Origin of the sequence: Halomicrobium urmianum (assembly GCF_020217425.1) — an archaeon.
GTDB classification, from domain to species: Archaea; Halobacteriota; Halobacteria; order Halobacteriales; family Haloarculaceae; genus Halomicrobium; species Halomicrobium urmianum.
This window is the reverse complement of record NZ_CP084090.1, coordinates 894,226-918,034: the sequence shown is the minus strand read 5'-3', so window position 1 is coordinate 918,034 and position 23,809 is coordinate 894,226. Positions and strand designations below refer to the sequence as shown.

Annotated in this window: 28 protein-coding genes and 1 pseudogene; 13 read left to right on the top strand and 16 right to left on the bottom strand. The window is 69.7% G+C overall.

Annotation, left to right across the window (positions count from 1 at the left end; all coding sequences use genetic code 11):
* Positions 1 to 124: 124 nt before the first annotated feature.
* Both LCY71_RS04610 and LCY71_RS04605 read right to left on the bottom strand, forming a co-directional pair.
* A complete protein-coding gene (locus LCY71_RS04610) occupies positions 125 to 553 on the bottom strand; it encodes a type II toxin-antitoxin system VapC family toxin (protein ID WP_225335198.1) in 429 nt (142 codons plus the stop codon).
* Entirely contained in the window at positions 553 to 801 is a 249-nt protein-coding gene (locus LCY71_RS04605; protein ID WP_225335197.1) for an AbrB/MazE/SpoVT family DNA-binding domain-containing protein, read from the bottom strand. The genes LCY71_RS04610 and LCY71_RS04605 overlap by 1 nt, the downstream gene beginning before the upstream one ends.
* 120 nt (positions 802 to 921) lie before the next feature.
* Here LCY71_RS04605 and LCY71_RS04600 point away from each other — a divergent pair, with 120 nt between their 5' ends.
* Positions 922 to 2,337 carry a signal recognition particle protein Srp54 gene (locus tag LCY71_RS04600; protein ID WP_225335196.1) on the top strand — a complete coding sequence of 472 codons (1,416 nt, stop codon included), beginning with the start codon at positions 922 to 924 and terminating at the stop codon, positions 2,335 to 2,337.
* Positions 2,338 to 2,490: 153 nt separating this feature from the next.
* Here LCY71_RS04600 and LCY71_RS04595 read toward each other — a convergent pair whose 3' ends face one another.
* From LCY71_RS04595 to LCY71_RS04580, 4 genes are read right to left on the bottom strand one after another with little or no spacing between them, the layout of a single operon-like run.
* The gene (locus LCY71_RS04595) at positions 2,491 to 2,718 is read right to left on the bottom strand and encodes a DUF8119 family protein (protein WP_225335195.1); all 228 of its coding nucleotides are present in this window, start codon (positions 2,716 to 2,718) and stop codon (positions 2,491 to 2,493) included.
* A 40-nt stretch (positions 2,719 to 2,758) separates the two neighbouring features.
* The gene (locus LCY71_RS04590; protein ID WP_225335194.1) at positions 2,759 to 3,259 is read right to left on the bottom strand and encodes a universal stress protein; all 501 of its coding nucleotides are present in this window, start codon (positions 3,257 to 3,259) and stop codon (positions 2,759 to 2,761) included.
* A gap of 3 nt (positions 3,260 to 3,262) precedes the next feature.
* Positions 3,263 to 4,957, bottom strand: coding sequence for a sodium:solute symporter family transporter (locus tag LCY71_RS04585; RefSeq protein WP_225335193.1), 1,695 nt, complete (start codon positions 4,955 to 4,957; stop codon positions 3,263 to 3,265).
* A complete protein-coding gene (locus tag LCY71_RS04580) occupies positions 4,954 to 5,391 on the bottom strand; it encodes a DUF4212 domain-containing protein (RefSeq protein WP_225335192.1) in 438 nt (145 codons plus the stop codon). The genes LCY71_RS04585 and LCY71_RS04580 overlap by 4 nt, the downstream gene beginning before the upstream one ends.
* Before the next feature lie 227 nt (positions 5,392 to 5,618).
* Here LCY71_RS04580 and LCY71_RS04575 point away from each other — a divergent pair, with 227 nt between their 5' ends.
* The 4 genes from LCY71_RS04575 (at position 5,619) to LCY71_RS04560 (ending at position 8,291) form a co-directional block, all read left to right on the top strand.
* The gene (locus LCY71_RS04575) at positions 5,619 to 6,020 is read left to right on the top strand and encodes a universal stress protein (RefSeq protein WP_225335191.1); all 402 of its coding nucleotides are present in this window, start codon (positions 5,619 to 5,621) and stop codon (positions 6,018 to 6,020) included.
* 85 nt (positions 6,021 to 6,105) lie between these two features.
* Complete coding sequence (locus LCY71_RS04570; protein WP_225335190.1) at positions 6,106 to 6,684, top strand: magnesium transporter; 579 nt, start codon at positions 6,106 to 6,108, stop codon at positions 6,682 to 6,684.
* 40 nt (positions 6,685 to 6,724) lie between these two features.
* Positions 6,725 to 7,252: a magnesium transporter gene (locus tag LCY71_RS04565; RefSeq protein ID WP_225335876.1), complete on the top strand. Its 528-nt coding sequence runs from the start codon at positions 6,725 to 6,727 to the stop codon at positions 7,250 to 7,252.
* Positions 7,253 to 7,310: 58 nt separating this feature from the next.
* On the top strand, positions 7,311 to 8,291 hold the full coding sequence (locus tag LCY71_RS04560; RefSeq protein WP_373325149.1) for a nucleoside recognition protein: 981 nt from the start codon (positions 7,311 to 7,313) through the stop codon (positions 8,289 to 8,291).
* Between the two features lie 34 nt (positions 8,292 to 8,325).
* Here the strand turns inward: LCY71_RS04560 and LCY71_RS04555 are convergent, their stop codons facing one another.
* Positions 8,326 to 8,646, bottom strand: a complete 321-nt coding sequence (locus tag LCY71_RS04555; protein WP_225335189.1) for a DUF7968 family protein — start codon at positions 8,644 to 8,646, stop codon at positions 8,326 to 8,328.
* 50 nt (positions 8,647 to 8,696) lie between these two features.
* Positions 8,697 to 9,584, bottom strand: coding sequence for a CBS domain-containing protein (locus LCY71_RS04550; protein WP_225335188.1), 888 nt, complete (start codon positions 9,582 to 9,584; stop codon positions 8,697 to 8,699).
* Between the two features lie 124 nt (positions 9,585 to 9,708).
* Here LCY71_RS04550 and LCY71_RS04545 point away from each other — a divergent pair, with 124 nt between their 5' ends.
* Positions 9,709 to 10,629 (top strand): thermonuclease family protein, encoded by a 921-nt coding sequence (locus tag LCY71_RS04545; protein WP_225335187.1) that lies wholly within the window; start codon positions 9,709 to 9,711, stop codon positions 10,627 to 10,629.
* Positions 10,630 to 11,022: 393 nt separating this feature from the next.
* Positions 11,023 to 12,117: a molybdopterin-dependent oxidoreductase gene (locus LCY71_RS04540; RefSeq protein WP_225335186.1), complete on the top strand. Its 1,095-nt coding sequence runs from the start codon at positions 11,023 to 11,025 to the stop codon at positions 12,115 to 12,117.
* Between the two features lie 21 nt (positions 12,118 to 12,138).
* Here LCY71_RS04540 and LCY71_RS04535 read toward each other — a convergent pair whose 3' ends face one another.
* From LCY71_RS04535 to LCY71_RS04525, 3 genes are read right to left on the bottom strand one after another with little or no spacing between them, the layout of a single operon-like run.
* Entirely contained in the window at positions 12,139 to 12,768 is a 630-nt protein-coding gene (locus LCY71_RS04535; protein ID WP_225335185.1) for an HAD family hydrolase, read from the bottom strand.
* A 44-nt stretch (positions 12,769 to 12,812) separates the two neighbouring features.
* Entirely contained in the window at positions 12,813 to 13,223 is a 411-nt protein-coding gene (locus tag LCY71_RS04530) for an RNA-binding domain-containing protein (RefSeq protein ID WP_225335184.1), read from the bottom strand.
* Positions 13,220 to 13,792 (bottom strand): AAA family ATPase, encoded by a 573-nt coding sequence (locus LCY71_RS04525; protein WP_225335183.1) that lies wholly within the window; start codon positions 13,790 to 13,792, stop codon positions 13,220 to 13,222. Before LCY71_RS04525 ends, LCY71_RS04530 begins: the two co-directional genes overlap by 4 nt.
* Positions 13,793 to 13,893: 101 nt before the next feature.
* Between LCY71_RS04525 and LCY71_RS21640 the strand changes: the two are divergent.
* Positions 13,894 to 14,156 (top strand): annotated as a pseudogene (locus tag LCY71_RS21640) (hypothetical protein); the annotation flags it as partial.
* Between the two features lie 3 nt (positions 14,157 to 14,159).
* On the opposite strand, the gene LCY71_RS04520 reads toward LCY71_RS21640, so the two are convergent.
* The 4 genes from LCY71_RS04520 to LCY71_RS04505 all read right to left on the bottom strand — a co-directional run bounded on the left by LCY71_RS04520 (position 14,160) and on the right by LCY71_RS04505 (position 17,988).
* Positions 14,160 to 15,002, bottom strand: a complete 843-nt coding sequence (locus tag LCY71_RS04520) for a polyprenyl synthetase family protein (RefSeq protein ID WP_225335182.1) — start codon at positions 15,000 to 15,002, stop codon at positions 14,160 to 14,162.
* Positions 15,003 to 15,090: 88 nt separating this feature from the next.
* Positions 15,091 to 16,038: an electron transfer flavoprotein subunit alpha/FixB family protein gene (locus tag LCY71_RS04515; RefSeq protein WP_225335181.1), complete on the bottom strand. Its 948-nt coding sequence runs from the start codon at positions 16,036 to 16,038 to the stop codon at positions 15,091 to 15,093.
* Positions 16,035 to 16,817 (bottom strand): electron transfer flavoprotein subunit beta/FixA family protein, encoded by a 783-nt coding sequence (locus LCY71_RS04510; RefSeq protein WP_225335180.1) that lies wholly within the window; start codon positions 16,815 to 16,817, stop codon positions 16,035 to 16,037. The genes LCY71_RS04515 and LCY71_RS04510 overlap by 4 nt, the downstream gene beginning before the upstream one ends.
* Positions 16,818 to 16,884: 67 nt before the next feature.
* Positions 16,885 to 17,988: a helix-turn-helix transcriptional regulator gene (locus tag LCY71_RS04505; RefSeq protein ID WP_225335179.1), complete on the bottom strand. Its 1,104-nt coding sequence runs from the start codon at positions 17,986 to 17,988 to the stop codon at positions 16,885 to 16,887.
* Positions 17,989 to 18,144: 156 nt separating this feature from the next.
* Here LCY71_RS04505 and LCY71_RS04500 point away from each other — a divergent pair, with 156 nt between their 5' ends.
* Together LCY71_RS04500 and LCY71_RS04495 are read left to right on the top strand one after the other, a co-directional pair.
* A complete protein-coding gene (locus tag LCY71_RS04500) occupies positions 18,145 to 19,371 on the top strand; it encodes a DUF7096 domain-containing protein (protein WP_225335178.1) in 1,227 nt (408 codons plus the stop codon).
* Positions 19,372 to 19,401: 30 nt separating this feature from the next.
* Positions 19,402 to 19,869 (top strand): type IV pilin domain-containing protein, encoded by a 468-nt coding sequence (locus LCY71_RS04495; RefSeq protein WP_225335177.1) that lies wholly within the window; start codon positions 19,402 to 19,404, stop codon positions 19,867 to 19,869.
* Between the two features lie 3 nt (positions 19,870 to 19,872).
* Here LCY71_RS04495 and LCY71_RS04490 read toward each other — a convergent pair whose 3' ends face one another.
* Positions 19,873 to 20,496, bottom strand: coding sequence for a methyltransferase domain-containing protein (locus tag LCY71_RS04490; RefSeq protein WP_225335176.1), 624 nt, complete (start codon positions 20,494 to 20,496; stop codon positions 19,873 to 19,875).
* 187 nt (positions 20,497 to 20,683) lie between these two features.
* Here LCY71_RS04490 and ahaH point away from each other — a divergent pair, with 187 nt between their 5' ends.
* From ahaH to LCY71_RS04475, 3 genes are all read left to right on the top strand, one after another.
* A complete protein-coding gene (gene ahaH / locus LCY71_RS04485) occupies positions 20,684 to 21,016 on the top strand; it encodes an ATP synthase archaeal subunit H (protein WP_225335175.1) in 333 nt (110 codons plus the stop codon).
* Entirely contained in the window at positions 21,003 to 23,330 is a 2,328-nt protein-coding gene (locus LCY71_RS04480; RefSeq protein WP_225335174.1) for a V-type ATPase 116kDa subunit family protein, read from the top strand. The genes ahaH and LCY71_RS04480 overlap by 14 nt, the downstream gene beginning before the upstream one ends.
* Before the next feature lie 196 nt (positions 23,331 to 23,526).
* On the top strand, positions 23,527 to 23,796 hold the full coding sequence (locus tag LCY71_RS04475; protein ID WP_225335173.1) for an ATP synthase subunit C-like protein: 270 nt from the start codon (positions 23,527 to 23,529) through the stop codon (positions 23,794 to 23,796).
* Positions 23,797 to 23,809: the final 13 nt, after the last annotated feature.

The following is a 23,809-nucleotide window of genomic DNA, read 5'->3' as shown; positions in this document are numbered from 1 at the left end:
GCATCGTTTCGGCGTCGATCGAATCGAACGAACCCATGTCAGGTCCGTGTTCTACGCCCCACTTGTCGGTACTGGGTGGTAGCGGTGCGGTAACACACCCAGAACGGGATAGCACAGTCGTGACTCAGACGAAGGGATTCGTCACCGTATCGAGCCGGGTGATGCCGTCCACGGCGTCGAAATCGTCGTCGAAGCTGTAGAGGTAGTCGATTCCGGTCCGGCGCATGTAGGCCGCGATGACGGCGTCGGTGAACGATAGCCCGTCGTACTGGCGGAACAGCGATCGTCCGGCGTCGAAGTCGGTCTTGGTCGTCCCGTCGACCTCGAAGTCCACGCTCGCCTGGATCGCGTCCAACGTTTCGACGGCGACCTCGTTACCGGCTCTCGTGTGGAGGTAGTTGAGAACCTCCGACAGGACGTCGTCGGGTATCCGGCCGGTCGGGAGCGATCCCCCGTCGATACCGGTCGCTATCGCGTGGCCGGTCTCGTGGTGCTGATCCGTAGCGATCCGCGCGCCGATCAGGACGTTCGAGTCGATCAGTGCCGTCGCCATCAGTACTCGCCGGCGACGGTGTCGTGGTCCTCGGCCGCGTTCGTCTCCTCGTCCAGTTCGACCGGATCGAGCTCCGAGAACGCACCGCGGCGCCGCTTCACGACCTCGACGTGGAGGTCACCGCCCTCGTCGACGCGCCACCGGAGCCTGTCGCCGGCCTCCAGGTCAGCCTCGCTTCGCACGCTCGCGGGGACTGTCACCGAGTAGCTGTCGTTGACGGTCGTCTCGTCTTCGACGCTGTTGGACATGACTGTGTCTACGAGGTGATCGCAATTAAATTAGTCGGCTAATTGGAGCCAGACGAGCGTACGAGGCGCGCCCACCGACGACAAGGCTTTACCGATCCGGTCGCGTAGCCGGCAGTAACAATGGTACTCGACGATCTCGGGAGCTCTCTCCGGGGGACGCTCGACGACCTCAGGGGGAAGTCCCGCATCTCCGAGGAGGACGTCGAGGACGTCGTCCGGGAGATCCAGCGGTCGCTGCTCCAGGCCGACGTCGACGTCGGCCTCGTCCAGGAGCTGTCGGACAACATCGAGACGCGCGCCCTCGAGGAGGAGCCGCCCGCGGGGACGACGCCCCGCGACTGGGTGCTGCGCATCGTCTACGAGGAGCTGGTGGATCTGGTGGGCGAGTCCACCGAGATCCCCCTCCAGGACCAGACGATCATGCTGGCCGGCCTGTACGGGTCGGGGAAGACGACGACGGCCGCGAAGATGGCCTGGTGGTTCTCCACGAAAGGCCTGCGGCCGGCGATCATCCAGACCGACACGGACCGGCCGGGCGCCTACGACCAGTCCAAGCAGATGGCCGAGAACGCCGAGGTGGACTTCTACGGCGACCCCGACGAGGACGACCCGGTGGCCATCGCCGAGCGCGGCCTGGAGGAGACGAGCGACGCCGACGTCCGCATCGTCGACACGGCGGGCCGGGACGGTCTCAACGAGGAGCTGATCGAGCAGATCGAACGCATCGGCGCGGCAGTGAACCCGGACCGGAACCTGCTAGTGATCGACGCGGCGATGGGCCAGTCCGCGAAGGACCAGGCCCAGGAGTTCGAGGAGGCCATCGGCATCGACGGCGTCGCCATCACCAAGCTCGACGGGACGGCGAAGGGTGGCGGCGCGCTGGCGGCGGTCGACCAGACCGACTCTACCATCGCCTTCCTGGGCACCGGGGAGACGGTCAAGGACATCGAGCGCTTCGAGCCCTCGGGGTTCATCTCCCGCCTGCTCGGCATGGGCGACCTCAAGCAGCTCACCGAGCGGGTCGAGCGGGCGATGCAGGAGACCCAGGAGGACGTCGAGGAGGACTGGGACCCCGAGGACATGCTGGAGGGGCAGTTCACCCTCAACGACATGCGCAAGCAGATGGAGGCGATGAACAACATGGGCCCGCTCGATCAGGTGCTGGACATGATCCCCGGACTCGGCGGCGGGCTGATGGACCAGCTGCCCGACGACGCCATGGACGTCACCCAGGAGCGGATGCGCGACTTCGAGGTCGTCATGGACTCGATGACCGAGGAGGAGCTGGAGAACCCCCGCGTCGTCGGCCAGAGCCGCACCGAGCGCATCGCGAAGGGGTCGGGCAAGCCCGAGGAGCGCGTCCGCGAACTGCTCCAGCAGCACCGCCAGATGGAGCAGATGCTCAAGCAGTTCCAGGGCATGGGCGACGGCGACATGGAGCGGATGATGCAGCAGATGCAGGGCGGTGGCGGCGGCCCCGGTGGCGGCGGCATGGGCGGGCTCGGCGGCGGTGGCGGCGGTCCCTTCGGGGACTGATCGACTGACCGTCGACGCGTTCGGGTATCGCGCGTTCTCTCGGAGACCGCTCTCGATTCCTGCGACGACGAAGTCGACAGAGCTGCGAGCGACAGAAACAGCGACGGCGGCGTCGGCGAGAATCGGCTTCGAACGGCTACGGGCTGGCCGCCGTCACTCGGCGGCGGACTGCTGTTCCCTGGCGATCGCCAGTGACCAGAAGAACCCGTAGTAGGCCGCGACGCCCAGCGCCATGGCCAGGTAGTGGGCCCACTGCGGGGCGCCCAGCAGGCCGAACACGAGCGACACCGCGCCGACCCAGGCGACCGCGAACACCATGTCGGCGACGATGCCGCCGCGGTGTTCCTCGACGTGGTCGAGGACGGTATCGGCGACGCTCACGGTCGGTCCCTCCCCGACGCCGCGGAGCGTCGGCCGGGGATCACGACTGCGCGCCCTCCTCGTCCTCGACGACGGGCGATTCGGTCTCGCCGTGGACGTCGACCACGAGGACGGGCACGTGGGTCCGCCGGAGGACCGTCTCGGCGACGCTGCCGAGGACGACCCGCGAGAGGCCCGAGCGGCCGTGGCTCCCCATCACGACGAGGTCGATGTCGTTGTCCCTGACGAAGTTCCGGATCGCCCGGGCGGGTTCGCCGGCGGTGACGTGCTCGACGACGTCGACGCCGTGGTCGGCGGCGGCGTCGGCGACGTAGCCGGTCGCCTCGTCGGCGTCCTCGCGGACCTCCGTCATCTCGTTGAGCCGGCCCTGCCGGATCCGGTCGACCTGTTCCGTGCCCAGCGAGTAGTTGGTCGCGTTGACGTCCACGACGTACAGTGCGTGGACCGTCGCGTCGTACTTGCCCGCGAGGTCGACCGCGTGGTCGACCGCCGCGCGGGCCGTGTCGCTGCCGTCCGTCGGAACGAGAATGTTGTCGTACATGGTTCAGTCGTCCGCGGGGGTCTCGCCCCCGTCGGTGGTCACGACGTCTTCGGCGGTCTGCTGTTGACCCATCGGCTCCGGGCTGTGACACTGGCGGACCATCCGCTTGGTCTTCAGGTCCGGTTCGGCAGTCATCAGCGAGACGGCGATGGTGACGAGGAAGACGATGGGAGTGGCCACCAGCGCCGAGCCGACTGCCGGGAGCCACTGGGCGAGCGCGGGCGAGATGACGCCGGCTTCGCCGGCCATCCCGGTGAACAGCCCGTAGTTCGGGGCCACCTCGTTGAGCATCGGGATGAACCAGATGACGAGGCCGGTGGTCATGCCGGCCAGCGCGCCCTGGCGGTTCGTGTTCTCCCACCACAGGCCGAGGAAGAACATGGGGAACAGGACGGCGCCGGCGAGCGAGAACGCGTAGGACACCAGCGCGGCGATGGGTGCCGCCGGGTCCAGCGCTGCCAGCGTCGTGATGACACCGAGCGCGATGATGCTCAGGCGACCGACGAGCACCTGCTCGCGCTGGGTCGCCTCGGGGTTGATGATGTTCGTGTAGATGTCGTGGGCGATGGCCGACGAACCGGTGATGAACAGGCCCGCCGTGGTGGCGATCGCAGCGGCGATGCCGCCGGCGGCCACGAACCCGACGAACCACTGGGGCAGATTGGACAGCTGGGCCGCCAGCACGACGATCACGTCACCGGCCGCGCTCGACATCCCGCCCTCGCCGTAGACGGGACCGACGTTGTTGGCGAAGAGGTCGGTCCCGAACGCGGCGAACGCCGGAGCGCTGAGGTACAGCAGGAGGATGAACCCGAGCCCCCAGACGGTCGACCAGCGGGCGGTCCGCTCGTTCTCGACCGTGTAGAACCGGACCAGCACGTGCGGGAGGCCGCAGGTACCGACGACGAGCGAGAACGCCGTCGCGATCCACAGGTAGTAGCTCTGGTTGACGAACGGCGCGCTGAACTCGCGGCTGAGTTCGCTGATCAGTTGTCCGTACTCGATCTGCGGGAGCACCGTCGAGTACCCCTGCGTCCAGCCGACCGCGTACAGGCCGACGAGGAACGCGACGATGAGGATCACGTACTGGACGGCCATGTTCTTCGTCGCCCCCATCATCCCGGAGAGCGTCAGGTAGCCGACGGTGATCGCCATCATGAAGACGACCATCGACTGGTAGCCGCTCAGGCCGGGGATGCCGATGTCGCCGAAGATGTACAGCCCCACCAGGCCCATGCCGCGGGCCTGCCCGATGGCGTACACGAAGCCGATCAGGAACGTGGTGACCGCGGCGATGGCGCGGGCGGTGTCCGAGTTGAACCGGTCGCCGACGAAGTCGGGCGCCGTGTACTTGCCGAACCGCCGCATCTGCGCGGCCATGAAGATCAGCAGGATGAAGTAGCCCGTCGACCAGCCGACGACAAACGCCAGCCCGTAGATCCCCGAGAGGGCGATCAGCGCTGCCATTCCCAGATAGGAGGCGGCCGACATCCAGTTGGCGCCGATCGCCATGCCGTTCTCGACGTTGCCGATCGAGCGACCGGCGACCCACATGCCCTCGGTGTCGGCCACGCGGAACACGTACCCGATCACCAGGAACAGCGCCAGCATCGACAGCACCAGGATCGCCGGCAGGAGCTTGAACGAGACGTCAAGCCCCTCGGGGAGGAGCCCTCCCTGGAGTAGCGTGTCGATCATGCGTCAGCCCCTCCGTCGGCCGCTACGGCCTCCTCGTCGGCGGTGCTCCCGGTCACGGTGTGATCGATACCGTACTCCTCGTCGAGCTGGTCGCGCTGGCGGGCGTACCAGAACGCGAGTACGAGCGACCCCCCCGGCGCTCCGATCGCGATCAGGAAGTAGTGCAGCGGGAACCCGAGTACGGGCAGCTGGGTCGACATCGCGTCCGGCGCGACGGCCGTCAGCGTCACCGGACCGAAGACGATCAACGCCCACGCCACGAATCCGGTCCAGATGATCCGCAGGTGGTCCCGCATGAACGGGGTCGACGGCTTGAAGATGTTCACCTCGGCGTCGAGATAGTTGACCGATCGTTCCCGGGCCGTCGCTGTCCCGCCGTCAGTGCGGTACTCACGCGGTTCGCTCTCTGCCTCGACTCTATCACTATCGTTCATGATGCTACGGCGGCTTGGTTTGGCATGAAATGGCAAAACACTACCTCTTGTTTTCACAATAACGTAGTAGAAAGATGCTTGTTCGGGGCATGTTCACACTTCGACAGCCGCGAAAGCTGCCGGAAGCGGCCGGAATTGCCGCGAAGGGCAGCGCGTTCGGCTGGACTACGCCGAGTGCCGGCCCCGGCCGAACCACAGTTAAGGCCCCGGTCGCCGTACCCGGGGACATGTACCAGATCGTCGCGGGGATAGACACGAGCGAAGAGCGGGCCGCGGCGGCCGCGGACGCGATCACCGACCTGCCGCTGGAAGACGACTCGGTCCGCGTCACGCTGCTCCACGCTTTCGACGACGACGGCGAGGAGGTGCCCGTCGAGGAAGTGCCCTCCGTGCAGCGGGCCCGGAACGCCCTCGACGAGGCGGGCATCGAGGCGACCTGCGCGGGCGCGACCGGTGACCCGGCCGACGCGATCATGGAGCGAGCCGACGACGTCGACGCGGACATGATCGTCGTGGCCGGGCGCAAGCGCACGCCCGCGGGCAAGGTCCTGTTCGGCAGCGTGACCCAGAGCGTAATCCTCGGGACGGACCGGCCGGTGTTCGTCTGCAGCGCTGGCGACGTCCTCTAGGGGCGAGCGCCCGGACTGCGAGCGGCGCGCCGCGGTCGGAGCGCGGCACGGTCCTTTTTTGAGGCGGCCGACCCTTCGCCCGTCAATGACGGTCCGCGAGGTCGCCGCCGAGGCCTACCGCGAGACGCTGCCCGTGCTGGCGGTCAGCGCGGTCGGCGGCCTCTTCGCGGGCCTGATGCTGGGCGGGATGGAGGCGGAACTGGAGCGCGTCGCCGGCCTGCTGGTGATCGTCCCGGCGCTTTTGGCCACCCGCGGCAACGTGTACGGATCGCTGGGCGCACGGCTGGGATCGGCGCTCCACCAGGGGCTGGTCGAACCGACGTTCACCGCCGGAAACGACCGGCTGAACGCCGCCGTCGCGGCCGCGCTGGCCAACGGCGTCCTGATCAGCGGCTTCGCCGCCGTGCTGGCGATTCCGGTCCTCTGGCTGCTGGGCCGGCCGGCAGCGGGCTTCTGGACGCTGCTCGGCATCGCGCTGCTGGCGGGCTTCGTCTCCGGCCTCCTGTTGACCGTCGCCGTCGTCTCCGTCGTCTTCGTCGGTTACCGCCGCGGCCTGAACCCGGACACGCTCGCCGGACCGGTGGTCACGACTACCGGGGACGTCGTGGGCATCGCGACGCTGCTGGCCGCCACGCGCGTCGTGCTCGCCCTGGGAGGTGGCTAGCGTGGCCGGCGACCTCTCGACCTGGTCGGTCCGCGGGATCATGCGGACCATGCTGCCGATCCTGGTCGTCCTGACCGCCATCGAACTGGTCAGCGGCCTCGTGCTGGAGACCTTCGAGGAGACGCTGCTGACCTATCCCACGCTGCTGGTGCTCGTGCCGGTCACCATCGGCATGGCCGGCAACCTCGGGAGCGTCCTCGCCGCCCGCCTGTCCACCGCGGTCCACCTGGGGCTGCTCTCCTTCGAACCGACCGACGACCGCATGGCCGGCAACGCCGTGGCCACCGTCGGCCTGTCGCTGACGGTGTTCCCGCTCGTCGGAGCAGCCGCGTGGGCGCTGCAGTCCGTCGTCGGCGGGGCGACGCTGGACCTCGGTACCATCGTCGTCGTCGCCTCGGTCAGCGGCCTCGTGCTGGCCGTGCTGGCGGTGCTGGTGACCGTGGCGACGACGTACGCCGCCTACCGGTTCCGCCTCGACCCGGACGACGTCGTCATTCCCGTGGTCACCAACGTCTGCGACGTCCTCGGCGTGCTCGTCCTGTTCGCCGCCTTCCGCCTGCTCGTGTAGCGTCGCTCGAACCGACGGGTCCAAGTTCCGTTCGGACCGAGAGAGGCGCGTGCAGTCGCTGGCCGCCGCGGCACCGATCACCGACGTACTCGTCGACAGCGTCGTCCCCCGCGTCGCCTCCATCGCCGCCTTCGTCGCGGCCGGGGTGTTCCTGGCGAACCTGGCCGTCGCGTTCGGCCTCGTCGAGCGGATCGCCGCCCTCTCGCGGTACCTGACCGACCCCGCCAACCTGCCACGGGAGGTCGGCACCGCAATCCTCGCGACGACGGCCTCGCCGACTGCGGGCTACGGGATGCTCGCCGAGTTCCGGAAGTCGGGCGTGCTGGACGACCGCGCCACGCTCGTGGCGGTGACCATCAACACGTTCTTCGGCTTCGCCCAGCACATCTTCACTTTCTACGCGCCCGTCCTGATCCCGATCCTCGGCCTGCGCGTGGGGCTGCTGTACGTCGGGGCCAGGGCCGCGATCTCGCTTTCGATCACACTGGTGGGCCTCCTCGCCGGGGCCGTCTTCCTCTCGGACCGGAACGTCGACCGCGGGCGCGCGGCCGAGGTGGACGCGCACGCGCCCGACGGGGGCGAGACGACGGCCCGGGAGAAGGTCCGCGAGGCCGCCGAGTCGACGGCCGAGAAGCTCCGCTCGATCCTGCCGCGCCTGGCGGTCGTCTACACCGCGGTCGCCCTGGTCGTCGCCCGGTACGACGTCCAGCAGCTGACGGCCGTCGCCGACCCCCTGACGGCCCCGCTGGGGCTGCCCGGCGCGGCCCCGTCCGTCGTCGCCGTCTTCGCCGTCGACACCACCAGCGGCGCGCTCTTCGTCGCGCCGCTGATCGAGGACGGCGTGTTCACCCCACGTCAGGCCGTCGCCACGATGCTGCTCGGCGGCATCGTCTCCTTCGCCTTCTCCACGTTCAAGCGGTCGATCCCCTTCCAGTACGGGATCTGGGGCGCCGAGTTCGGCTCGAAGGTGATCGCCGTCAACACGGCGCTGAAGGTCGTCTTCATCGCGCTGGCCGTGGCGATCCTGCTGGTGCCGTGAGGGCGCCGCTGCTACCACCCAGCGAGACCGCCCGCTACTCGTCGTACTGGACCGCCCAGCCGTGGCCGAGGTCGCAGGCCTCCCGCTGGGTGAACTCGATCTCGGTCGCCTCGGTGATCCGGTCGCCGCCCTCGACTTCCTCCACCCGGAACGGGATGCGCATCTGGCTCCCACAGCAGCCGACGTCGGTGAACTCGTCCCACTCGTCGCCCGGCGCGGCCGTCTCGCGCGACGTCCGGAGCCACTGCCGGTAGTAGTCCTGTCGGACGCGCTCCCGGCCGTGCTCGCCCAGATTCGAGGGGTGGGACAGCACCACCCGCCCGGCCGCCCGCTCGGTCTCGTCCGTCGGTGTCATGTCTCACGCTACGGGCCCGACCGGATAAATACGCCGCGCACCGGCGGCCGCTACACGTCCGGGACCGGGTCGCTCAGCACGACCGCGTCGCCGTCGATGACCGTCTCGCCGTCGCCGTCCTCGACCCGCGTGGTCAGCCGGTAGCGGTCCTTCCCGAGGTCCTCGACGACCTCGCAGTCGGCGGTCACCCGGTCGTCGATGGGTACCGGGCCCTGGTAGGCCGTCTCCTGCGAGAGGTAGATGGTCAGCCCGGGCAGGCGCGCCAGCGCGGCGCTGATGGTCCCCGCCACGAGCGTCCCGTGGGCGATGCGCTCGCCGAACCGCGTCTCTGCGGCGTAGTCGGCGTCGAGGTGCAGGCGGTTCGTGTCGCCGCTGGCCTCGGCGAACGCCTCCACGTCGGCGGCGTCGATGGTCTTCGAGAACTCGACGCTGTCGCCGACCTCGACGACCTCGTCGTCGGGCCCGTAGCTCTCGAACGCCCAGTCGTCGTCCTCGTAGGCGGTGTCGGGCCGGACGTCGCGCCGACGCTCGGACCGCTCGACGGCACCGGTCGCGTGGATCAGCGCTGGAATGTAGTACGACAGGTCGACTGCGGTGACGATGCCGACCAGTTCACCGTCGTCGACGACCGGGAGCTTCGACACGCCCGTCTCCCGCATCAGGGCCGCGGCGTCGTCGACGGTCGTGTCCAGTTCAATGGTGGTCACGGGCGAACTCATCGGGCCGGTGACCGCGCCGCCGCGGTCGGCGTCCAACACGAAGGCGTCGACGACGTCCGCCTCGGTGAGGATCCCCACGGGCTCGCCGTCCTCGACCACCACGACGGAACCGATCGGACGGTCGTCCATGTGCGCCGCGGCCTCCCCAAGCGTCGCCTCCGGTGCGACGGACTCGACCGGGCTCTGCATGACGTCGTCGACCGTAACGGTGACTATCATGTCAGCCACGACGGAGGCGGGCACGTTAGACCTGTCCCCGCCGAGTCGACCGCCGGCCTGCGGTCGGACCGGGTCGACCGCCGCGGCCCCCACGCTTGTGTCCCCCCGGTCCTAACCGCCGGCCATGCATCAGTCGGCGTCCGCGGTCGCCCTCGTCTCCGCCGCCCTGATCCTCGCCGGGTGCAGCGCCGTCGGACCGGTCACGCCGACGCCCGCCGTCGACGGCGGCGACTCGGCCGACGGAGCGATCCCCGACGGCGCGGACACCCTGCCAGCCACGGTCACCCGCGTCGTCGACGGCGACACGGTCGAGGTCCGCGCCGGCGGCGAGACCGACACCGTCCGTCTGGTCGGCGTCGACGCGCCGGAGACGCGGGGCGAGACGTACTCTGCGGAGTTCGAGGGCGTCCCCGACACGGCCGCCGGCCGCGCGTGCCTCGCTCGTGCGGCCGACAACGCAACCGCCGCGCTCGCCGACCTGGTCGCCGACCGCGACGTGACCCTCGCCGTCGACCCCCTGACCGACCGCCGCGACCGCTACGACCGCCTGCTGGCCCACGTCGTCGTCGACGGGAGCAACGCCAACCACCGCCTCGTCGAGACCGGCCGCGCCCGCGTCTACGACACCGAGTTCGCCCTCGCCGATCGCTTCTACGAGAGCGAACGCGCCGCCCAGGACGAGCGGCGCGGACTCTGGAGTTGCGCCGACGAGCCGACCGGCCACGCTGGCCTGCAGCTCCGCGTCCGCGTCGACGCGCCCGGCGACGACCGCGAGAACCCTAACGGCGAGTACGTCGCACTCGTCGCGGGCGACGACGCCGTCGACGTCGGCGGCTGGACCGTCTCCGACGAGGCCGGCCGCGAGTTCACGTTCCCCGAGGGAACCACCGTGCCCGCGAACGGCAGCGTACGGCTCTACTCCGGTTCGGGCGAGGACACGTCAACCGAGTTCTACTGGGACGAGGGCGCCGTCTGGAACAACGACGGCGACACCGCCTTCGTCCGTGACGCGGACGGGGATCTCGTTCTGGAGCACTCGTACTAGCTCCTCGCTGTCGCGTTTCTGCTACCGTGGACGTGAACAGCCAGAAAGCCCCGGCGGGCTACGCTCGGGGGCTTCCCTGCGCTCCTCGGTCACTTCGTTCCCTGCGGTGCTTGCGTCAGCCGCCTTCGCGTAGCCCGCCGCCCCTTTCAGTCCCGCCCGTAGCCGGTTGGACAGTCAGCGTCAGGCGGGACTGAAAGGGGCCGAGCGCTCGACTGGTCCCCGGCGAAGTAAGCACCGCAGGAGCGAACGCAGTGAGCGACGAGGAGCACAGCGAGCCGCGGACCATTGAACGCTCGGGGGCTTTCTGGCTGTTCGTAGTGGCTGTAGCCGCAGTTACGACAGATCGAAAATCAACCCCGAGGAGCAAAGCGCGTCGAGCCCCAACGACCGCCCGTGAGCCACCTCGCCAGGCTAATTCCGCCGCCGCGACTCGTCGACTGGAGCCTGGCGGCGGCCGTGGCGCTCGTGGCAGGAACGGGGCTCTACAGCCTGGCAGTCGGCGACCCCGCCGGCGCGTGGGTGTTCGATTTGCACGCGGTCGGCGGGCTCGCTCTCCTCGTCCTCGTCGCGCTCAAACTCCGGCGCGTCGCGGGACGCGTCCGGCCGGACCGCCTGACGGGGCCGCGAGTCCTCTCGGTCCTGCTCGCCGCCCTCGCGCTGGGCGCACTCGGCACGGGGATCTGGTGGGCGCTGGGCGGGTCGCTCGCCGTCGGTCCGTGGGGTCCCTGGGGACTGCTGATGGTCCACATGATCCTGGGGTCGCTCGTGCCGCTGGTTCTGGTCTGGCACCTGCGCCATCGCTTCCACTCGCCGGGGGCAGTGGACCCAGACCGCCGCTCGGCGCTGTCCTACGCGGTCATCGTGGGAGCGGCCGGGCTGGCGTGGCGTGGGCAGGAAGCCGTCGACGACCTCTTCGCGACGCCCGGCGCAGCGCGGCGGTTCACCGGCTCGCGCGAGCGCGGCAGCGACGCGGGCAACGACTTCCCGGTCACCAGCTGGGTCGCCGACGACCCCGACCCGATTGACGGCGACGCGTGGGCGCTCCGGGTGCGCGGCCGCGTGGCCGACCCGGGGACGTTCGGCGTCGACGATCTGGAGACCGACGACTCGGACGACGACCCCGCGACTGCCACCGAGCGCGCCGTCCTCGACTGCACGAGCGGCTGGTACTCCGAGCACGACTGGCGCGGCCTCCGGGTGGGCGACCTGCTCGACCGTGCCGGGCCCGACGACGCCGCGCAGTGGGTGCAGTTCCGCTCCGTCACGGGCTATCGCTGGTCGCTCCCGGTCGAGGAGGTCCGCGACGCCCTGCTCGCGACGCACGTCGACGGCGAGCGCCTCTCGCACGCGCACGGCTACCCGCTGCGACTGGTGGCCCCCGACAGGCGCGGCTTCCAGTGGGTCAAGTGGGTCACCGAGGTCCGGGTGACGAGGCGCCGCGAGGTCGGCGAGTGGGTCGCCATCTTCGTGAGCGGCTTCGAGGAGTAGGGAACCGCCCTCGCCGTCCTCTCAGAGCATCGCCCGCAGGACCGCGAACAGGTCGTTCTCGTCGTCCTCGTAGTGGATCGGGACGAACCCAGCCTCGCGGGCGGCCTCGACGTCCCCCTCGTAGTCGTCGCCGACCATGACGTACTCGTCGGCGTCGATCCGCTCGCGGACGGCGTCGTAGGGCGCCCCGTCGGCCTTGTGGCCGCCGACGTCGTAGGAGACGATTACCTCGTCGAACGCGTCCGCGAGGCCGACCCGCTCCAGTTTCGCCCGCTGCCAGTCGCCGACGCCGTCGGTGACCAGGGCCAGCCGGATGTCGTCGTCGGCCGCCAGCTCGTCGAGGCAGTCGCGCGCCGCCGCGGAGACGCTCGCGCTCTCGAACTCCCGTTCGCGGAGCGCCTCGACCATGGCCGCGACGTCTGCGTCGTCCCCGCCCGTTCCGCCGGCTTCGAGGACGGCCCGCATCCCGGCCTCGAAGGGATCGGACTCCAGCGCCTCGAACGCGTCGAAGAAGGCCTCGCTGTACGCGTCGGCAGCGTCGTCGGACACCGTCTCCAGGTGCTCCGAGAGGGCAGCGCGCGCGAACTCCGGGAACGGTCGCTCGTACTGAACGAGCGTCCCGTCGAGGTCGAAACAGACCGCGGTCGTCATGCCAGTTCCGTCGCCGTTGGCCGGTACATGCCTGACGACACTCGCTACGCGCGATCGATCGGCTCGCCCTCTTCGGTGGGCGGGGCCACGTAGTCGACGAAGGACTCCACGTCGGGTTCATCCACGCGCACGCGGACGTGGATGTCGCCGAGCTCGGAGGGGTCGCCGACGGCGAAGTTCACCCGCTCCTGGAAGGCCGCCTGCTTCTTCAGGTCGAACGAGAAGGTGTCGCCCCGTCGGTTGTCGAAGAAGACGCCGCGGGCGGTGTCGAGGATCTCGAAGCGGTGGAGCAGCTCCGAGAAGTGCTCGACGTCGTGGACCTCCGCACGGAGTTCGCCGTGCTCGAACTCCGGGTCGGCGTTCGGGAAGAGGTTCCGGATCGCGTCCGCCACGCGGTCGGTGACCTCCGTGTCGTTGACCGGTGCCGTGATCTGGACGTCGACGCTGTAGATCATCGGTGTTGCTCCCCGAAGGCCTCGATCCCCTCGGTCAGCAGCGTCCGGACCTTCGCCCGGAACGCGTCGAGGGAGTCGGTGTTGTCGATGGTCACGTCCGCCCGCTCCATGGCCTCGCCCATGCCGAAGCCGAGTTCCCGCTCGTCGCGCTCTTCCAGGCTCTCGCCGTCGCCGTCGAGGGCGTCGCGGCCCCGTTCTTTCAGGCGCTCCCGGCGGACCTCGAAGGGGGCCTCGATGCTCACCAGCGAGAACTCGTCGTCGAAGGCCGCCTCGAACCGATCGACCTCGACGTCGGAGCGGACGCCGTCGACGAGGACGGCGTCGCCCGCTCCGTCGAGCGCCTCCTCGATCATCGGCAGCGAGCGCTCGGCGACGGCCCCGGGACCGTTCTCCTCGCGGAGGGCCTGGGCCACCTGGCCGTGGTGGGTCGACGGGTCCAGCCCCCGGTCGCGACACTCCGCGCGGATCACGTCGCCCATCGTCACGACGGGGACGTCGAGCTCCTCGGCGACGCTGGCCGCCTCGCCCTTGCCGCTGCCCGGCAGGCCGACCGTCGCGATGACTCTCATTACCTCGCGGTTGTCCACACCGCCGCATAAGAACTGCGTTTGGCCCGGGCTGGTGGCCGAACGCGCCCGCCGCGGGACGGCGAGCGTATACGCCCCCGTCGCCGAGCGCGCCCATGTCGCGACGACCGCTGCTCGTCCGCGCGCTGTGGTTCGTGCTCGTGGGCTGGTGGCTCTCGTGGCTGTGGGCCAACGTCGCCGCCGGCCTCGCGGCTCGCGTGTCGCCTCACTCCGTTCGGCTCCCGCGCGCGCAGTTCGAGCCCTCCCTGCGGTCGGCCTCGCGGTCACGATCGTCGCCCTTCCGATCGCCGTCTGGATGTTCAACAGGTTGCCGTACGTGACGTCGCTCTACCGGTTCCACGGCTAATCGCTACCGCTCGCGGACGACGACGAACTCCGCGAGGTCCCGGAGGTACTCCGTGGCCTGGGAGTCGGCGGCGTCGACCGTCGCCAGCGCTTCGAGGGCGGCGTCGGACTCGGCGCGGGCCCGGTCGTTGGCCTCGTCCGGGGTGAGGTCGGTCACCTCGACGAACGAGGGCCGGTCCATCTCGGCGTCCTGGCCGGCGGGCTTGCCCAGTTTCTCGGCGTCGGCGGTCGCGTCGAGCACGTCGTCGCGCATCTGGAAGGCGACGCCGACCCGCTCGGCGTACTCGCCGACTGTCTCGACCGTGTGGGGGTCGGCGTCGGCGGCGATGGCGCCCAGCTCCGCCGCGGCGCGAAAGAGCGCACCCGTCTTCCGGCGAGCCAGCTCCATGTACTCGTCCTCGTCGGTCGGCTCGGCGACCAGCTCCGTCGCCTCGCCCTCGCCCAGTTCGACCATCGACTCGGCCACCGCCTGCATCGCCCGCTCGTCGGTCGAGAAGAGGGCGAAGGCCTCCCCGAGCAGGCCGTCCGAGGCGATGATCGCCGGCCCGTGGCCGAAGGCCGCCCACGCCGAGGGCGTCCCGCGGCGCACGTCGGACTCGTCGATGATGTCGTCGATCACCAGCGAGGCGTTGTGGACCAGCTCGATCCCGACGGCGAAGTCGACGGCGTCCTCCGGGTCGCCGCCGAGCGCCTCGCAGATCAGGACCGTCACCGTCGGGCGCACACGCTTGCCGCCCGCCAGCGCGACGTGTCCCACCTCCTCGGCCAGCGTCTCGGGCTCGACGCCGTCGAGCACCTCCTCGAGGCGGTCCTCGACGAGGTTCCGACGCCGTTCCAGGTACTCCATCGGCCGCGTGTTAGGAGTTTGCCGGCAAGTAGGTGACGGACTGGCTCGGCGAGCGCGTTCACCCGTCGGTCCATCCCGGCGGCGGACCCTACCGGAACTGCGCGAGCAGCGCGGGAACGACCTCGAACAGGTCGTCGACGACGCCGTAGTCCGCGACGTCGAAGATGGGCGCGGCGGGGTCCTCGTTGACGGCGGCGATCGTCTCCGCCCCCTTTACGCCGGCGACGTGCCGCGGGGCCCCGGAGACGCCGACGGCCAGGTACACCTCCGGGCTGATGGTCTCGCCGGCGGTGCCGATCAGGTGCTCCGGTCCGAGCCACCCCGCGTCGATCACGGGGCGGGAGGCGCCGACCGCGGCGTCCATCGCGTCGGCCAGCTCGAAGATCTCGTCCAGGTTCTCCTCGGCCCCGACGCCGCGACCGACCCCGACGACGACGTCGGCGTCGTCGAGGCCCGCGTCGCCCCCGATCTCCTCGTAGCCGTTGACGTTCGACCGGACGTCGGTCTCGTCGACGTCGATATCGAAGGGCTCGATCCGCGCGTCGCCGCGGTACTCGGCGGGGGGCCACTCGGTTGGGCGGAGCGTGACGGCCGCCCGTGCTGCGTGTATCCGGACCGTCGCCTCCGCTTTGGCGCCGTACAGTTCCCGCGTGACCGTGAGGAGGTCGTCGAAGGCGAGGCCGACGACGTCGGTCATCAGCGGCCGCTCCAGACGGCTGGCGACGGCCGGCGCGTAGTCCATGCCGTTGGCCGTGTGCGGCAGCAGGAGCACGGTCGGATCCACGGCCTCGGTCAGCCCGGCGACCGCCTGGACGTACACGTCGTGGTTGAACTCCGCGCCGTGGTCGACGGTGTGGACGACGTCGACGCCCTCGCGGCTCAGCGTCCGGGCGTAGTTCTGGACCGGCCCGTTGATCACGGCGACGTGAAGCTTGCCCCCGGTCTCAATCGCGAGTTCTCGCCCGGCCGCGATCAGCTCGAAGCTCACGTCGCGCAGCTCACCGCGGCGGTGCTCCGCCACCGCCAGCACTGTCATCGCTCGACCCCTTCCCCGCGGAGCGCGGCGGCGAGCCGGCCCGCCGTCTCGCCGGGATCGCCCTCGAACAGCGTCGTCTCGCGCTCCTCGTCCGGAACGCTCAGCGTCCGCTGCTCGAAGTTTCCGTCGACCGCCAGCCCCAGCCCCAGGTCGTCCAGGTCGAGCACTGTCAGGTCGCCGTCTCGGTGCCCTCGACCGTCGCGTCCGTCGGGACGTTCCGTGATCCCGGTCTGGACGGTCAGGACCGCCGGGAGTCGCACGTCCGTCAGCTCCCGAACGCCGTTCTCCAGTTCTCGGCGGACGTGGGCGACGCCCGCGTCCGGGTCCAGCTCCAGGTCGTCGACGCCGGCGGCCCACTCGAAGCCGAGGCGCTCGGCCAGCGTCACGCCCGTGGCCCCGAACCCGTCGTCGGCCGACTGGGCGCCGGCCAGCACCAGATCCGGCTCCTCCGCGCGCACGACGCGCGCTATCAGGTCGGCCTTCGTGGCTGGATCGAGCAGATCCTTGGCGGCGACGTCGTCGTCCCAGATCCGGATCGATCGATCGGCTCCCGTGGCCAGCGCCCGATCGATCGCCGCCTCGGTCCGCTCCGGTCCGATCGTCACCGTCACGACCTCGACGTCTCCGACCTCGTCGGCGATCCGTACCGCCTCCGCGAGGGCGTACTCGTCCCACTCGTTGCACTCGTGGGTGAGAAAGCGGTCGGGGATGGCCAGCCCGTCGATCTCGAACGCGCCGCCGACGACGGCCACCTCCGCGACCGTGACGAGAATTCGCATGTCGTTAGGTCAGTCCCGTCAGCGAATAAACGTTTCCGACGTCGGGCCCGGCACGATCCGGTCCGCGTCACTCCTCGAGGTCAGTGAGGTCCTCGTCGGGGAAGGAGATGAGGTTCTCGCGGCCGATGCGGAGCTTGTCGATCCGGTCCTCCTCCTCCATCGACGACAGCAGCTGGGAGACCTTGGCGTTGGACCAGTCTGTCTCCTTGACGATGTCGGCCTGCTTCATCCGACCGCCGTTGCGCTCCAGCAGGCGCTCGACGCGCTCCTCGTCGCTGAGCAGTTCCTCGTCGACGTCGTCGATCGGGTCCGGGTCGGCGGCGACGGCCTCCTCGTCGGCCGGCGTCGCCTCCCCTTCCGGCGCGTCGCCGAGCGGCCCGGTCGTCGGGACGCCGCCGTCGCGCCGGGAGAGGACGTACGCGCCGACGACGACGACGCCGAGCACGAAGAACCCGCCCCACACGATCGCGTTGCGGTCGTCGGTGCCGCCCGGGGGGCTGGTCGTACCGGGCGACCCGGGGGTGGTCACGCCCGGGCCGTTGCCGATGTAGGTCAGCGAGAGGTCGGCGGCAGTGAACTCCTGCGGTCCCTCCCAGCGGACGCGGCCGTCCTGGTGTCGCTTGGGCGCGCTCCTGATCCCGTACCCGTCGGGGACCGCCATGATCAGCGTCTGGTCCTCCGTGAGACCGGACAGCCACAGCCCGTTGCTGGTGTTGAACGCGTCGCCGACCTGATAGGCGTCGCCGTCCTGGCGCGCGAAGTTCTGCCAGGTCAGCGAGAGCGTTAACGTCCCGTTGTCCGCGTCGCTGGTCCGCTCGACGTCCGTTATCGTCATGTTCCGGGCGGTCGCCTCGTCGGCTCCCTCGGCGGCCCGACGCACGACGTCGAGCGTCGCGAGTTCGAGTTCGCCGCTCTCGTACCGCTCGGCGAGGTCCGCGAAGGCCTCACGGTCGTCGGTCCCGTACACGGCGCTGTAATGAGTGATCTCCCAGGTCGCGTCGCCGTCGGGCTCCAGCTGGACGAAGAAAACCGTCCGGTCGACGCTCGGGGCGCCCTGTACAGCGGGGGACTCGTCCACGGCAGCTTCGGCCAGGGCACCGCTGGCTGCGAACGTCAGGATCACCGCGAGGGCGAGCAAGGCGGGGAGGGCGGCACGAGCCCGGAGGGACATCTTCCAGTCCACCGTGAACCGCCCGAGAGGAAAACACTTTCCATCCGCGAATAAAACGTCACAACACGTTTTGAAACGTCTCGGCGCGTCTCGATCAGCGGATCGTCTGTTTGGGAAGAGAGAAGCTTTTGTAGGTCGGCGATAAATGCCCGCGTGATGCGCCCCTCCCTGGTCTACGCGACTGCCCTCCTTCTGGTCGCGGTCGCCGTCACCGCTCCCGTCGGCGCTGCGACGACCAGCGATCAGCGACTCGGTCCCGGCCACCCGCACGCAGTGGCCGCCGTGGAGGGCTTCTCGAACTACCTGACGATCCCCAGCGGCGAGGTTCGGGCGTCGACGACGGCCGAGACCGGAATCGACCTGAGCACCGCTGCTGCGGCCGACGGCGCGCTCTTCGACGCTCGCTACGACCGCCTGGCGTTCCGGCGGGCGTTCAGCGAGGCCGAGTCCGAGGAGGAACGCGTTCGAGCCGTCCGCGAGGTGATCGGGGCGGCCGAGCGCCGTCACGACGCCCTCCAGCAGCGGCGCACCGAGGCGATGGGCGCCCACTCCAACGGCACGATCACGACCGATCAGTTCGTCCGGACGATGGCGCGTATCGACACGAGCTCGCGCGAACTCCGCACGACTGTCTCGGCCGTCGACGACCGGGTCGCCCGGTCCGGACTCTCGCTGCCCGACGGACTGAACGACCGAATGCGGACGCTCAGCGAGGAGCTCGTAGTGATGAGCGGCCCGGTCGGCCAGCGGCTCACCCACGCCGCGACGGGCACGTCGGGGATTCCGTCGGTGTACGTCGAGTCCTCACTGACCGGCTACACGATGGCCGTCGTCGACGGCACCACGTACCACCGGGAGACGTACCTCGGGAGCGAGCGCAACACCAGCGCCCCGGACCAGTTCCGCGAGAGCGACCAGTACGTCGTCGACGCCGCCAACGAGCGCGGCCGCGAACTGTATCCGTGGGTGCGGAACGAGACCAACCCCTTCGGACGGGGCCTGGGCGGGACGAGCATCTACCTGTTCCGCGGGGACTACGACGGCGGCCAGCTCCGGGCGTACCTCGACGGCGGGACGACGGACGTGTTCCGCGAGCACCAGCGCCAGCGCGTCGACGACGTGCCGGTCTCGGACACGCTCCGGTTCGAGAACCAGTCGGTCAGCGTCGAGGTCGAGCGCACCTACCAGACCGGGCCGATGCGCGTCAACGTGACCGACGCGGCGACGGGCGAGCCCGTCGGGAGCACCGTCGCGCTCAACGGCGACCCGGTCGGTCACACCGGTCCCGACGGCGAGCTCTGGACGGTCGATCCCCGGGCGGGCGTCCCCGTGATCGTCGTCACCGACGACGGCCGCCGGGTGACTGATCGCCTGCCGCCCTAGGGTTTTCAGTGATGGCGCGCCAGGCCCGCCATGGCCCGGAGCCGCGCCGTCGCACCGGTCGTCGCCGCCTGCACGCTCGTGGCCGTGACCACTCTCCTCGCGGTCGGGATTGCGACGGCCGCGCTGGCGTTCCAGCCCCCGGCCGAGCCGGCGTCGGCGTCCGTGTCGCTGTCGGCGGACGAGGGTCCCGATCGTATCGCGCTCGTCCATCGCGGCGGCGCCGTTCTGAACGCCTCTCGACTCTCCGTGACCGTCATGGTCGGCGGCGATCCGCTCGCTCGCCAGCCGCCGGTACCCTTCTTCGCGGCGCGCGGCTTCCGGAGCGGTCCCACCGGTCCGTTCAACCGCGCCGCGCCGGATCGGTGGGCGGCCGGCGAGCGGGCGACGCTGCGGCTGGCGTCCACGAACGAGCCCCTGATCGATTCCGGTGACGAGGTGACCGTGCGGCTCGCTCGCGACGGAACCACGGTCGCCGTCGCGACCGCCCGAGCCCGGTAGGCTCTACTCCTCGGGCACGCGAGCGACGGTGGTGATGGCGCGCGGACTGCCCGGGCGTCGCTGGAGGATCCTGTGTTCGAACTCCCGGAAGCCGGCCTCGCGAAACATCCGGTCGGCCTCCTCCTCGTCGTAAAAGAGCATGATCGCGTCCGCGAGCTTCTGGAAGATCGTCTGCTTGGGGTAGTCCGGGCCGACGATCAGCACCTGCCCGCCCGGGCGCACGACCCGGCGACACTCCTCGAGGGCGTCGACCGGGTTCGGCCAGTACTCGATCGAGCCCGACGACCACACCACGTCGAAGGAATCGTCCTGGAACGGGAGCCGCTCGGCGTCGCCCCGGTAGAACCGGACCGGCCCGCGCCGACCGAACTTCCGGACCGCCCGGTCCAGCTGGTGGGCGCTCTGGTCGAGCCCGTGGACGTGTTCCGTCTCCTCGAGGAGTCCCTCCGTGGCGAACCCGGTGCCACAGCCCACGTCCAGCACGTGGTCGTCGGGCCCGAGGTCCAGCATGCCGATCGCCTCGTCGCGCATCTCCTCGTTCCAGATGAACGGGTTGATCCTGTCGTACACCTTCGAGAGGTACTTGTAGAACGTCCGCGCGCGGTCCTTGTCCTCGAGGACTCCCATTGGCCCGACGTTGCGGCCATGCGGACATAATGGCCCCGGTCTCGTCCCGACCGCGTCCTGCGCGGCCCCGACTCACGTCTCACTCCGTTCGCTCCCGCTCGCATTTCGGCGTCGCTCCCGTCGGTCGCGACGCCCCAACTTCGCAACTACCAAATAGCCACTCTAGCAACGTTCCCACGATTAGAGAATGCCACGGCCAGAAGTTCTCGACCGGATCAAGGAGGCCGAACAGGAGGCCGACGAGATCGTCGCCGAGGCCGAGCAGGAGGCCGACGGGCGCATCGAGGAGGCCCGCGAGGAGGCCGACGAGATCCGCGAGCAGGCACGCGAAGAGGCAGCGCAGGAGGCCGAACAGCGTCTCGATCAGGCACGCGAGGAGATCGAGGCCGAGCGCGAGGAGATCCTCGCCGAGGGCCAGCAGGCCCGCGAGGAGCTCGAGGCCCAGGCCCAGGAGAGCATCGACGACGTGATCGACCACGTCACGGACCTGTTCGAGGAGGCGGTACATGCTCAGACCTGAGCAGATGAGCCGGGTCTCGGTGACGGGATCCAAGCGGGTCATAGACGAGGTCATCGAGGCCGTCCACGACCTCCGACTGTTGCACGTCACCGAGTACGACGGCTCCTGGGAGGGGTTCGAGCCCGGCGACCCGATAGAGGGCGCCGAGTCCGCTTCCGAGAAACTGGTGACCGTCCGGTCGCTCCAGTCGATCCTCGACGTCGACGAGGAGGACGCCGGCCCGACGCAGCTGGTCACCGAGGAGGCCCTCGACGAGGAACTCGACCAGATCCGCCGTGAAGTGAACGACCTCGACGACCGCCGCGAGGAGCTGCGAGACGAACTGCGCGAGGTCGAGGACGAGATCGACACGCTCGACCCGTACGTCCGGCTGGGCATCGATCTGGACCTCCTGAAGGGCTACGACACCCTGTCCGTGGCCGTCGGCGAGGGCGACGCCGACGGGGTCCGCGAGCAACTCGCCGCCAGCGACGTCGACGACTACGAGGTCTTCGCCGAGGACGGCGTCCTCGCCGCCTTCGCGCGGGCCGACGAGGACGACCTCCAGGACGCGCTCGTCGGCACGACCTTCACCGAACTCGAGGTCCCCGAGGGCGACGTCGATCCCGAGGAGTACCGCGAGGAGCTCGAACACCGGCGTCAACAGCTCCAGTCCGACCTCGACGACGTCGAGGGCGAACTGGAGGACCTCCGGACGGACGTGTCCGGGTTCCTGCTGGCCGCCGAGGAGACGCTGACCATCGAGGTCCAGAAGCGCGAGGCGCCGCTGACCTTCGCGACCACCGACAACGCCTTCGTCGCCGAGGGATGGATCCCCACTGAGCGCTACGACCGGTTCCAGTCCGAACTGGCCGCAGCGGCCGGCGACAGCGTCGAGGTCGAGGAGCTCGAGCGGGCCGACTACGACGAGGGCCACCACGAGGAGACCGAGCCGATCCCCGAGGCCGGTTCCGAGGTCACGACCGACTACGGCGAGCCCGAGGCGGCCGAGGCGGCCGGCCCGACCGCCGACGAGGACGAGGAGGCCGAGCCCCGCGAGGCGGCCCCCGACGGCGGCCGGGTCACCAGCGCCGGCGGCCTGATCACGATGGGCGACGACGAGCCGCCCACGGTTCAGGACAACCCCGGCGGCGTCAGGCCCTTCGAGGCGCTGGTCGAGGTCATCAACCGCCCGCAGTACACCGAGATCGATCCGACGTTCCTGGTCTTCCTGACCTTCCCGCTGTTCTTCGGGTTCATGATCGGCGATCTCGGTTACGGGCTGCTGTACATGGGGATCGGCTACTGGCTGATGAAGTCCTTCGACAGCGACGTCGTCAAGAGCCTCGGCGGCGTCGGCCTGTGGGCCGGCGGCTTCACGGCGCTGTTCGGCGTCCTCTACGGCGAGCTCTTCGGTCTCCACCAGCTCGGATACGTCGTCTGGGGCACCGAGGAGAGCGCCGGCGTCGTCGGCCAGCTGTTCGGCATGCACGGGCCGCCGATCCACAAGGGCCTGCAGCCGCACTACATCTACTACGCGAAGGCGTGGCTGCTGCTGAGCGTCTTCGCCGGCGTCGCGCACCTCGTGATCGGTCGGGTCATCGACTTCGTGAACAACCTCGAACACGGGGCTGGCGAGGCGTTCCTCGAGAGCGGCTCGTGGATCATCCTGACGCTCGGCATCTGGTGGTGGGTCCTGACGACCACCGCCATGTCGGCGAAGCCGCCGTTCCTGTTCTCGAGCTTCGCTCGCGAGGGGATGACCAATCCCGCGACCAACGAGGCCATCGAGCACGTCGCAATCCCGCTGGGCTTCAACGGCTTCGACCCCATCGCGGTCGGGCCGATCTCGCTCCAGCTGCTGGTGACGCTGGTCGGTCTCGCGCTCGTCGTCTACGCCGAGGGCGGGATCGGGCTCATCGAGTCGATCACCCAGGGCTTCGGCCACGTCGTCTCCTACACCCGGATCGCGGCCGTCACGCTGGCGAAGGCCGGGATGGCGCTGGCGGTGAACCTGCTGGTGTTCGGCGCGTACTCGGAGGGTGGTGAGTTCCACCTCATCTTCTTCAACGGAATGCCCCACACCGAAGAGGCCGCTGTCATCTTCAGCGGCCTCCTGAACGCCGACGGTGCGGTCGGGCTCGTGCTCGGCGGCCTGGTCGGGCTCCTGGTGCTGGTGATCGGGCACCTGCTGGTGCTCGTCCTCGGCATCACTTCGGCCGGCCTGCAGGCCGTCCGCCTGGAGTACGTCGAGTTCTTCGGCAAGTTCTACGAGGGCGGCGGCGAACGCTACGAGCCGTTCGGCCACGAGCGGACTCACACCGCCGAGGAGTAGCCGTTCACTGCCCGCCTCTCGTCGGCACGGCGCCCACGGCGTGACGACACCTGCCGCGATACGCTGTGACACCCACCCAGTCGTGCGGCCCTAAACCGCCGGATCGGGCCGTGACGAACTGTTTTGAGAACCTTTATGATCACGGTCGGATCACATACGCCTGTTCGGACACGAGCAACCCGAGGACTACTAAACCATGAGTGCAATTACAACTGTGGCGGGCACTGTACTGCAAGAAGGAGGAGCCGCTGCGCCTGCGATCCCGAATGCGCCGCTGGCGTTCGCTGCGCTGGCCGTCGGGCTGGCAGCGATCGGCGCCGGGTACGCCGAGCGTGGCATCGGGGCAGCCGCGGTCGGAGCTATCGCCGAGGACGAATCCATGTTCGGCCGTGGGCTGATCCTCACGGTCCTGCCGGAGACCATCGTCATCCTGGCGCTGGTCGTCGTGTTCCTCACGCTCGGATAGACGCGGCCCCTTC

Coding starts and splice junctions, on each gene's coding strand:
- LCY71_RS04610 (WP_225335198.1), bottom strand. CDS start 553: ATGGCGACGGCACTGATCGACTCGAACGTCCTGATCGGCGCGCGGATC.
- LCY71_RS04605 (WP_225335197.1), bottom strand. CDS start 801: ATGTCCAACAGCGTCGAAGACGAGACGACCGTCAACGACAGCTACTCG.
- LCY71_RS04600 (WP_225335196.1), top strand. CDS start 922: ATGGTACTCGACGATCTCGGGAGCTCTCTCCGGGGGACGCTCGACGAC.
- LCY71_RS04590 (WP_225335194.1), bottom strand. CDS start 3,259: ATGTACGACAACATTCTCGTTCCGACGGACGGCAGCGACACGGCCCGC.
- LCY71_RS04585 (WP_225335193.1), bottom strand. CDS start 4,957: ATGATCGACACGCTACTCCAGGGAGGGCTCCTCCCCGAGGGGCTTGAC.
- LCY71_RS04580 (WP_225335192.1), bottom strand. CDS start 5,391: ATGAACGATAGTGATAGAGTCGAGGCAGAGAGCGAACCGCGTGAGTAC.
- LCY71_RS04575 (WP_225335191.1), top strand. CDS start 5,619: ATGTACCAGATCGTCGCGGGGATAGACACGAGCGAAGAGCGGGCCGCG.
- LCY71_RS04570 (WP_225335190.1), top strand. CDS start 6,106: ATGACGGTCCGCGAGGTCGCCGCCGAGGCCTACCGCGAGACGCTGCCC.
- LCY71_RS04565 (WP_225335876.1), top strand. CDS start 6,725: ATGCGGACCATGCTGCCGATCCTGGTCGTCCTGACCGCCATCGAACTG.
- LCY71_RS04555 (WP_225335189.1), bottom strand. CDS start 8,646: ATGACACCGACGGACGAGACCGAGCGGGCGGCCGGGCGGGTGGTGCTG.
- LCY71_RS04550 (WP_225335188.1), bottom strand. CDS start 9,584: ATGATAGTCACCGTTACGGTCGACGACGTCATGCAGAGCCCGGTCGAG.
- LCY71_RS04545 (WP_225335187.1), top strand. CDS start 9,709: ATGCATCAGTCGGCGTCCGCGGTCGCCCTCGTCTCCGCCGCCCTGATC.
- LCY71_RS04535 (WP_225335185.1), bottom strand. CDS start 12,768: ATGACGACCGCGGTCTGTTTCGACCTCGACGGGACGCTCGTTCAGTAC.
- LCY71_RS04530 (WP_225335184.1), bottom strand. CDS start 13,223: ATGATCTACAGCGTCGACGTCCAGATCACGGCACCGGTCAACGACACG.
- LCY71_RS04525 (WP_225335183.1), bottom strand. CDS start 13,792: ATGAGAGTCATCGCGACGGTCGGCCTGCCGGGCAGCGGCAAGGGCGAG.
- LCY71_RS04520 (WP_225335182.1), bottom strand. CDS start 15,002: ATGGAGTACCTGGAACGGCGTCGGAACCTCGTCGAGGACCGCCTCGAG.
- LCY71_RS04515 (WP_225335181.1), bottom strand. CDS start 16,038: ATGACAGTGCTGGCGGTGGCGGAGCACCGCCGCGGTGAGCTGCGCGAC.
- LCY71_RS04510 (WP_225335180.1), bottom strand. CDS start 16,817: ATGCGAATTCTCGTCACGGTCGCGGAGGTGGCCGTCGTCGGCGGCGCG.
- LCY71_RS04505 (WP_225335179.1), bottom strand. CDS start 17,988: ATGTCCCTCCGGGCTCGTGCCGCCCTCCCCGCCTTGCTCGCCCTCGCG.
- LCY71_RS04500 (WP_225335178.1), top strand. CDS start 18,145: ATGCGCCCCTCCCTGGTCTACGCGACTGCCCTCCTTCTGGTCGCGGTC.
- LCY71_RS04495 (WP_225335177.1), top strand. CDS start 19,402: ATGGCCCGGAGCCGCGCCGTCGCACCGGTCGTCGCCGCCTGCACGCTC.
- LCY71_RS04490 (WP_225335176.1), bottom strand. CDS start 20,496: ATGGGAGTCCTCGAGGACAAGGACCGCGCGCGGACGTTCTACAAGTAC.
- ahaH (WP_225335175.1), top strand. CDS start 20,684: ATGCCACGGCCAGAAGTTCTCGACCGGATCAAGGAGGCCGAACAGGAG.
- LCY71_RS04480 (WP_225335174.1), top strand. CDS start 21,003: ATGCTCAGACCTGAGCAGATGAGCCGGGTCTCGGTGACGGGATCCAAG.
- LCY71_RS04475 (WP_225335173.1), top strand. CDS start 23,527: ATGAGTGCAATTACAACTGTGGCGGGCACTGTACTGCAAGAAGGAGGA.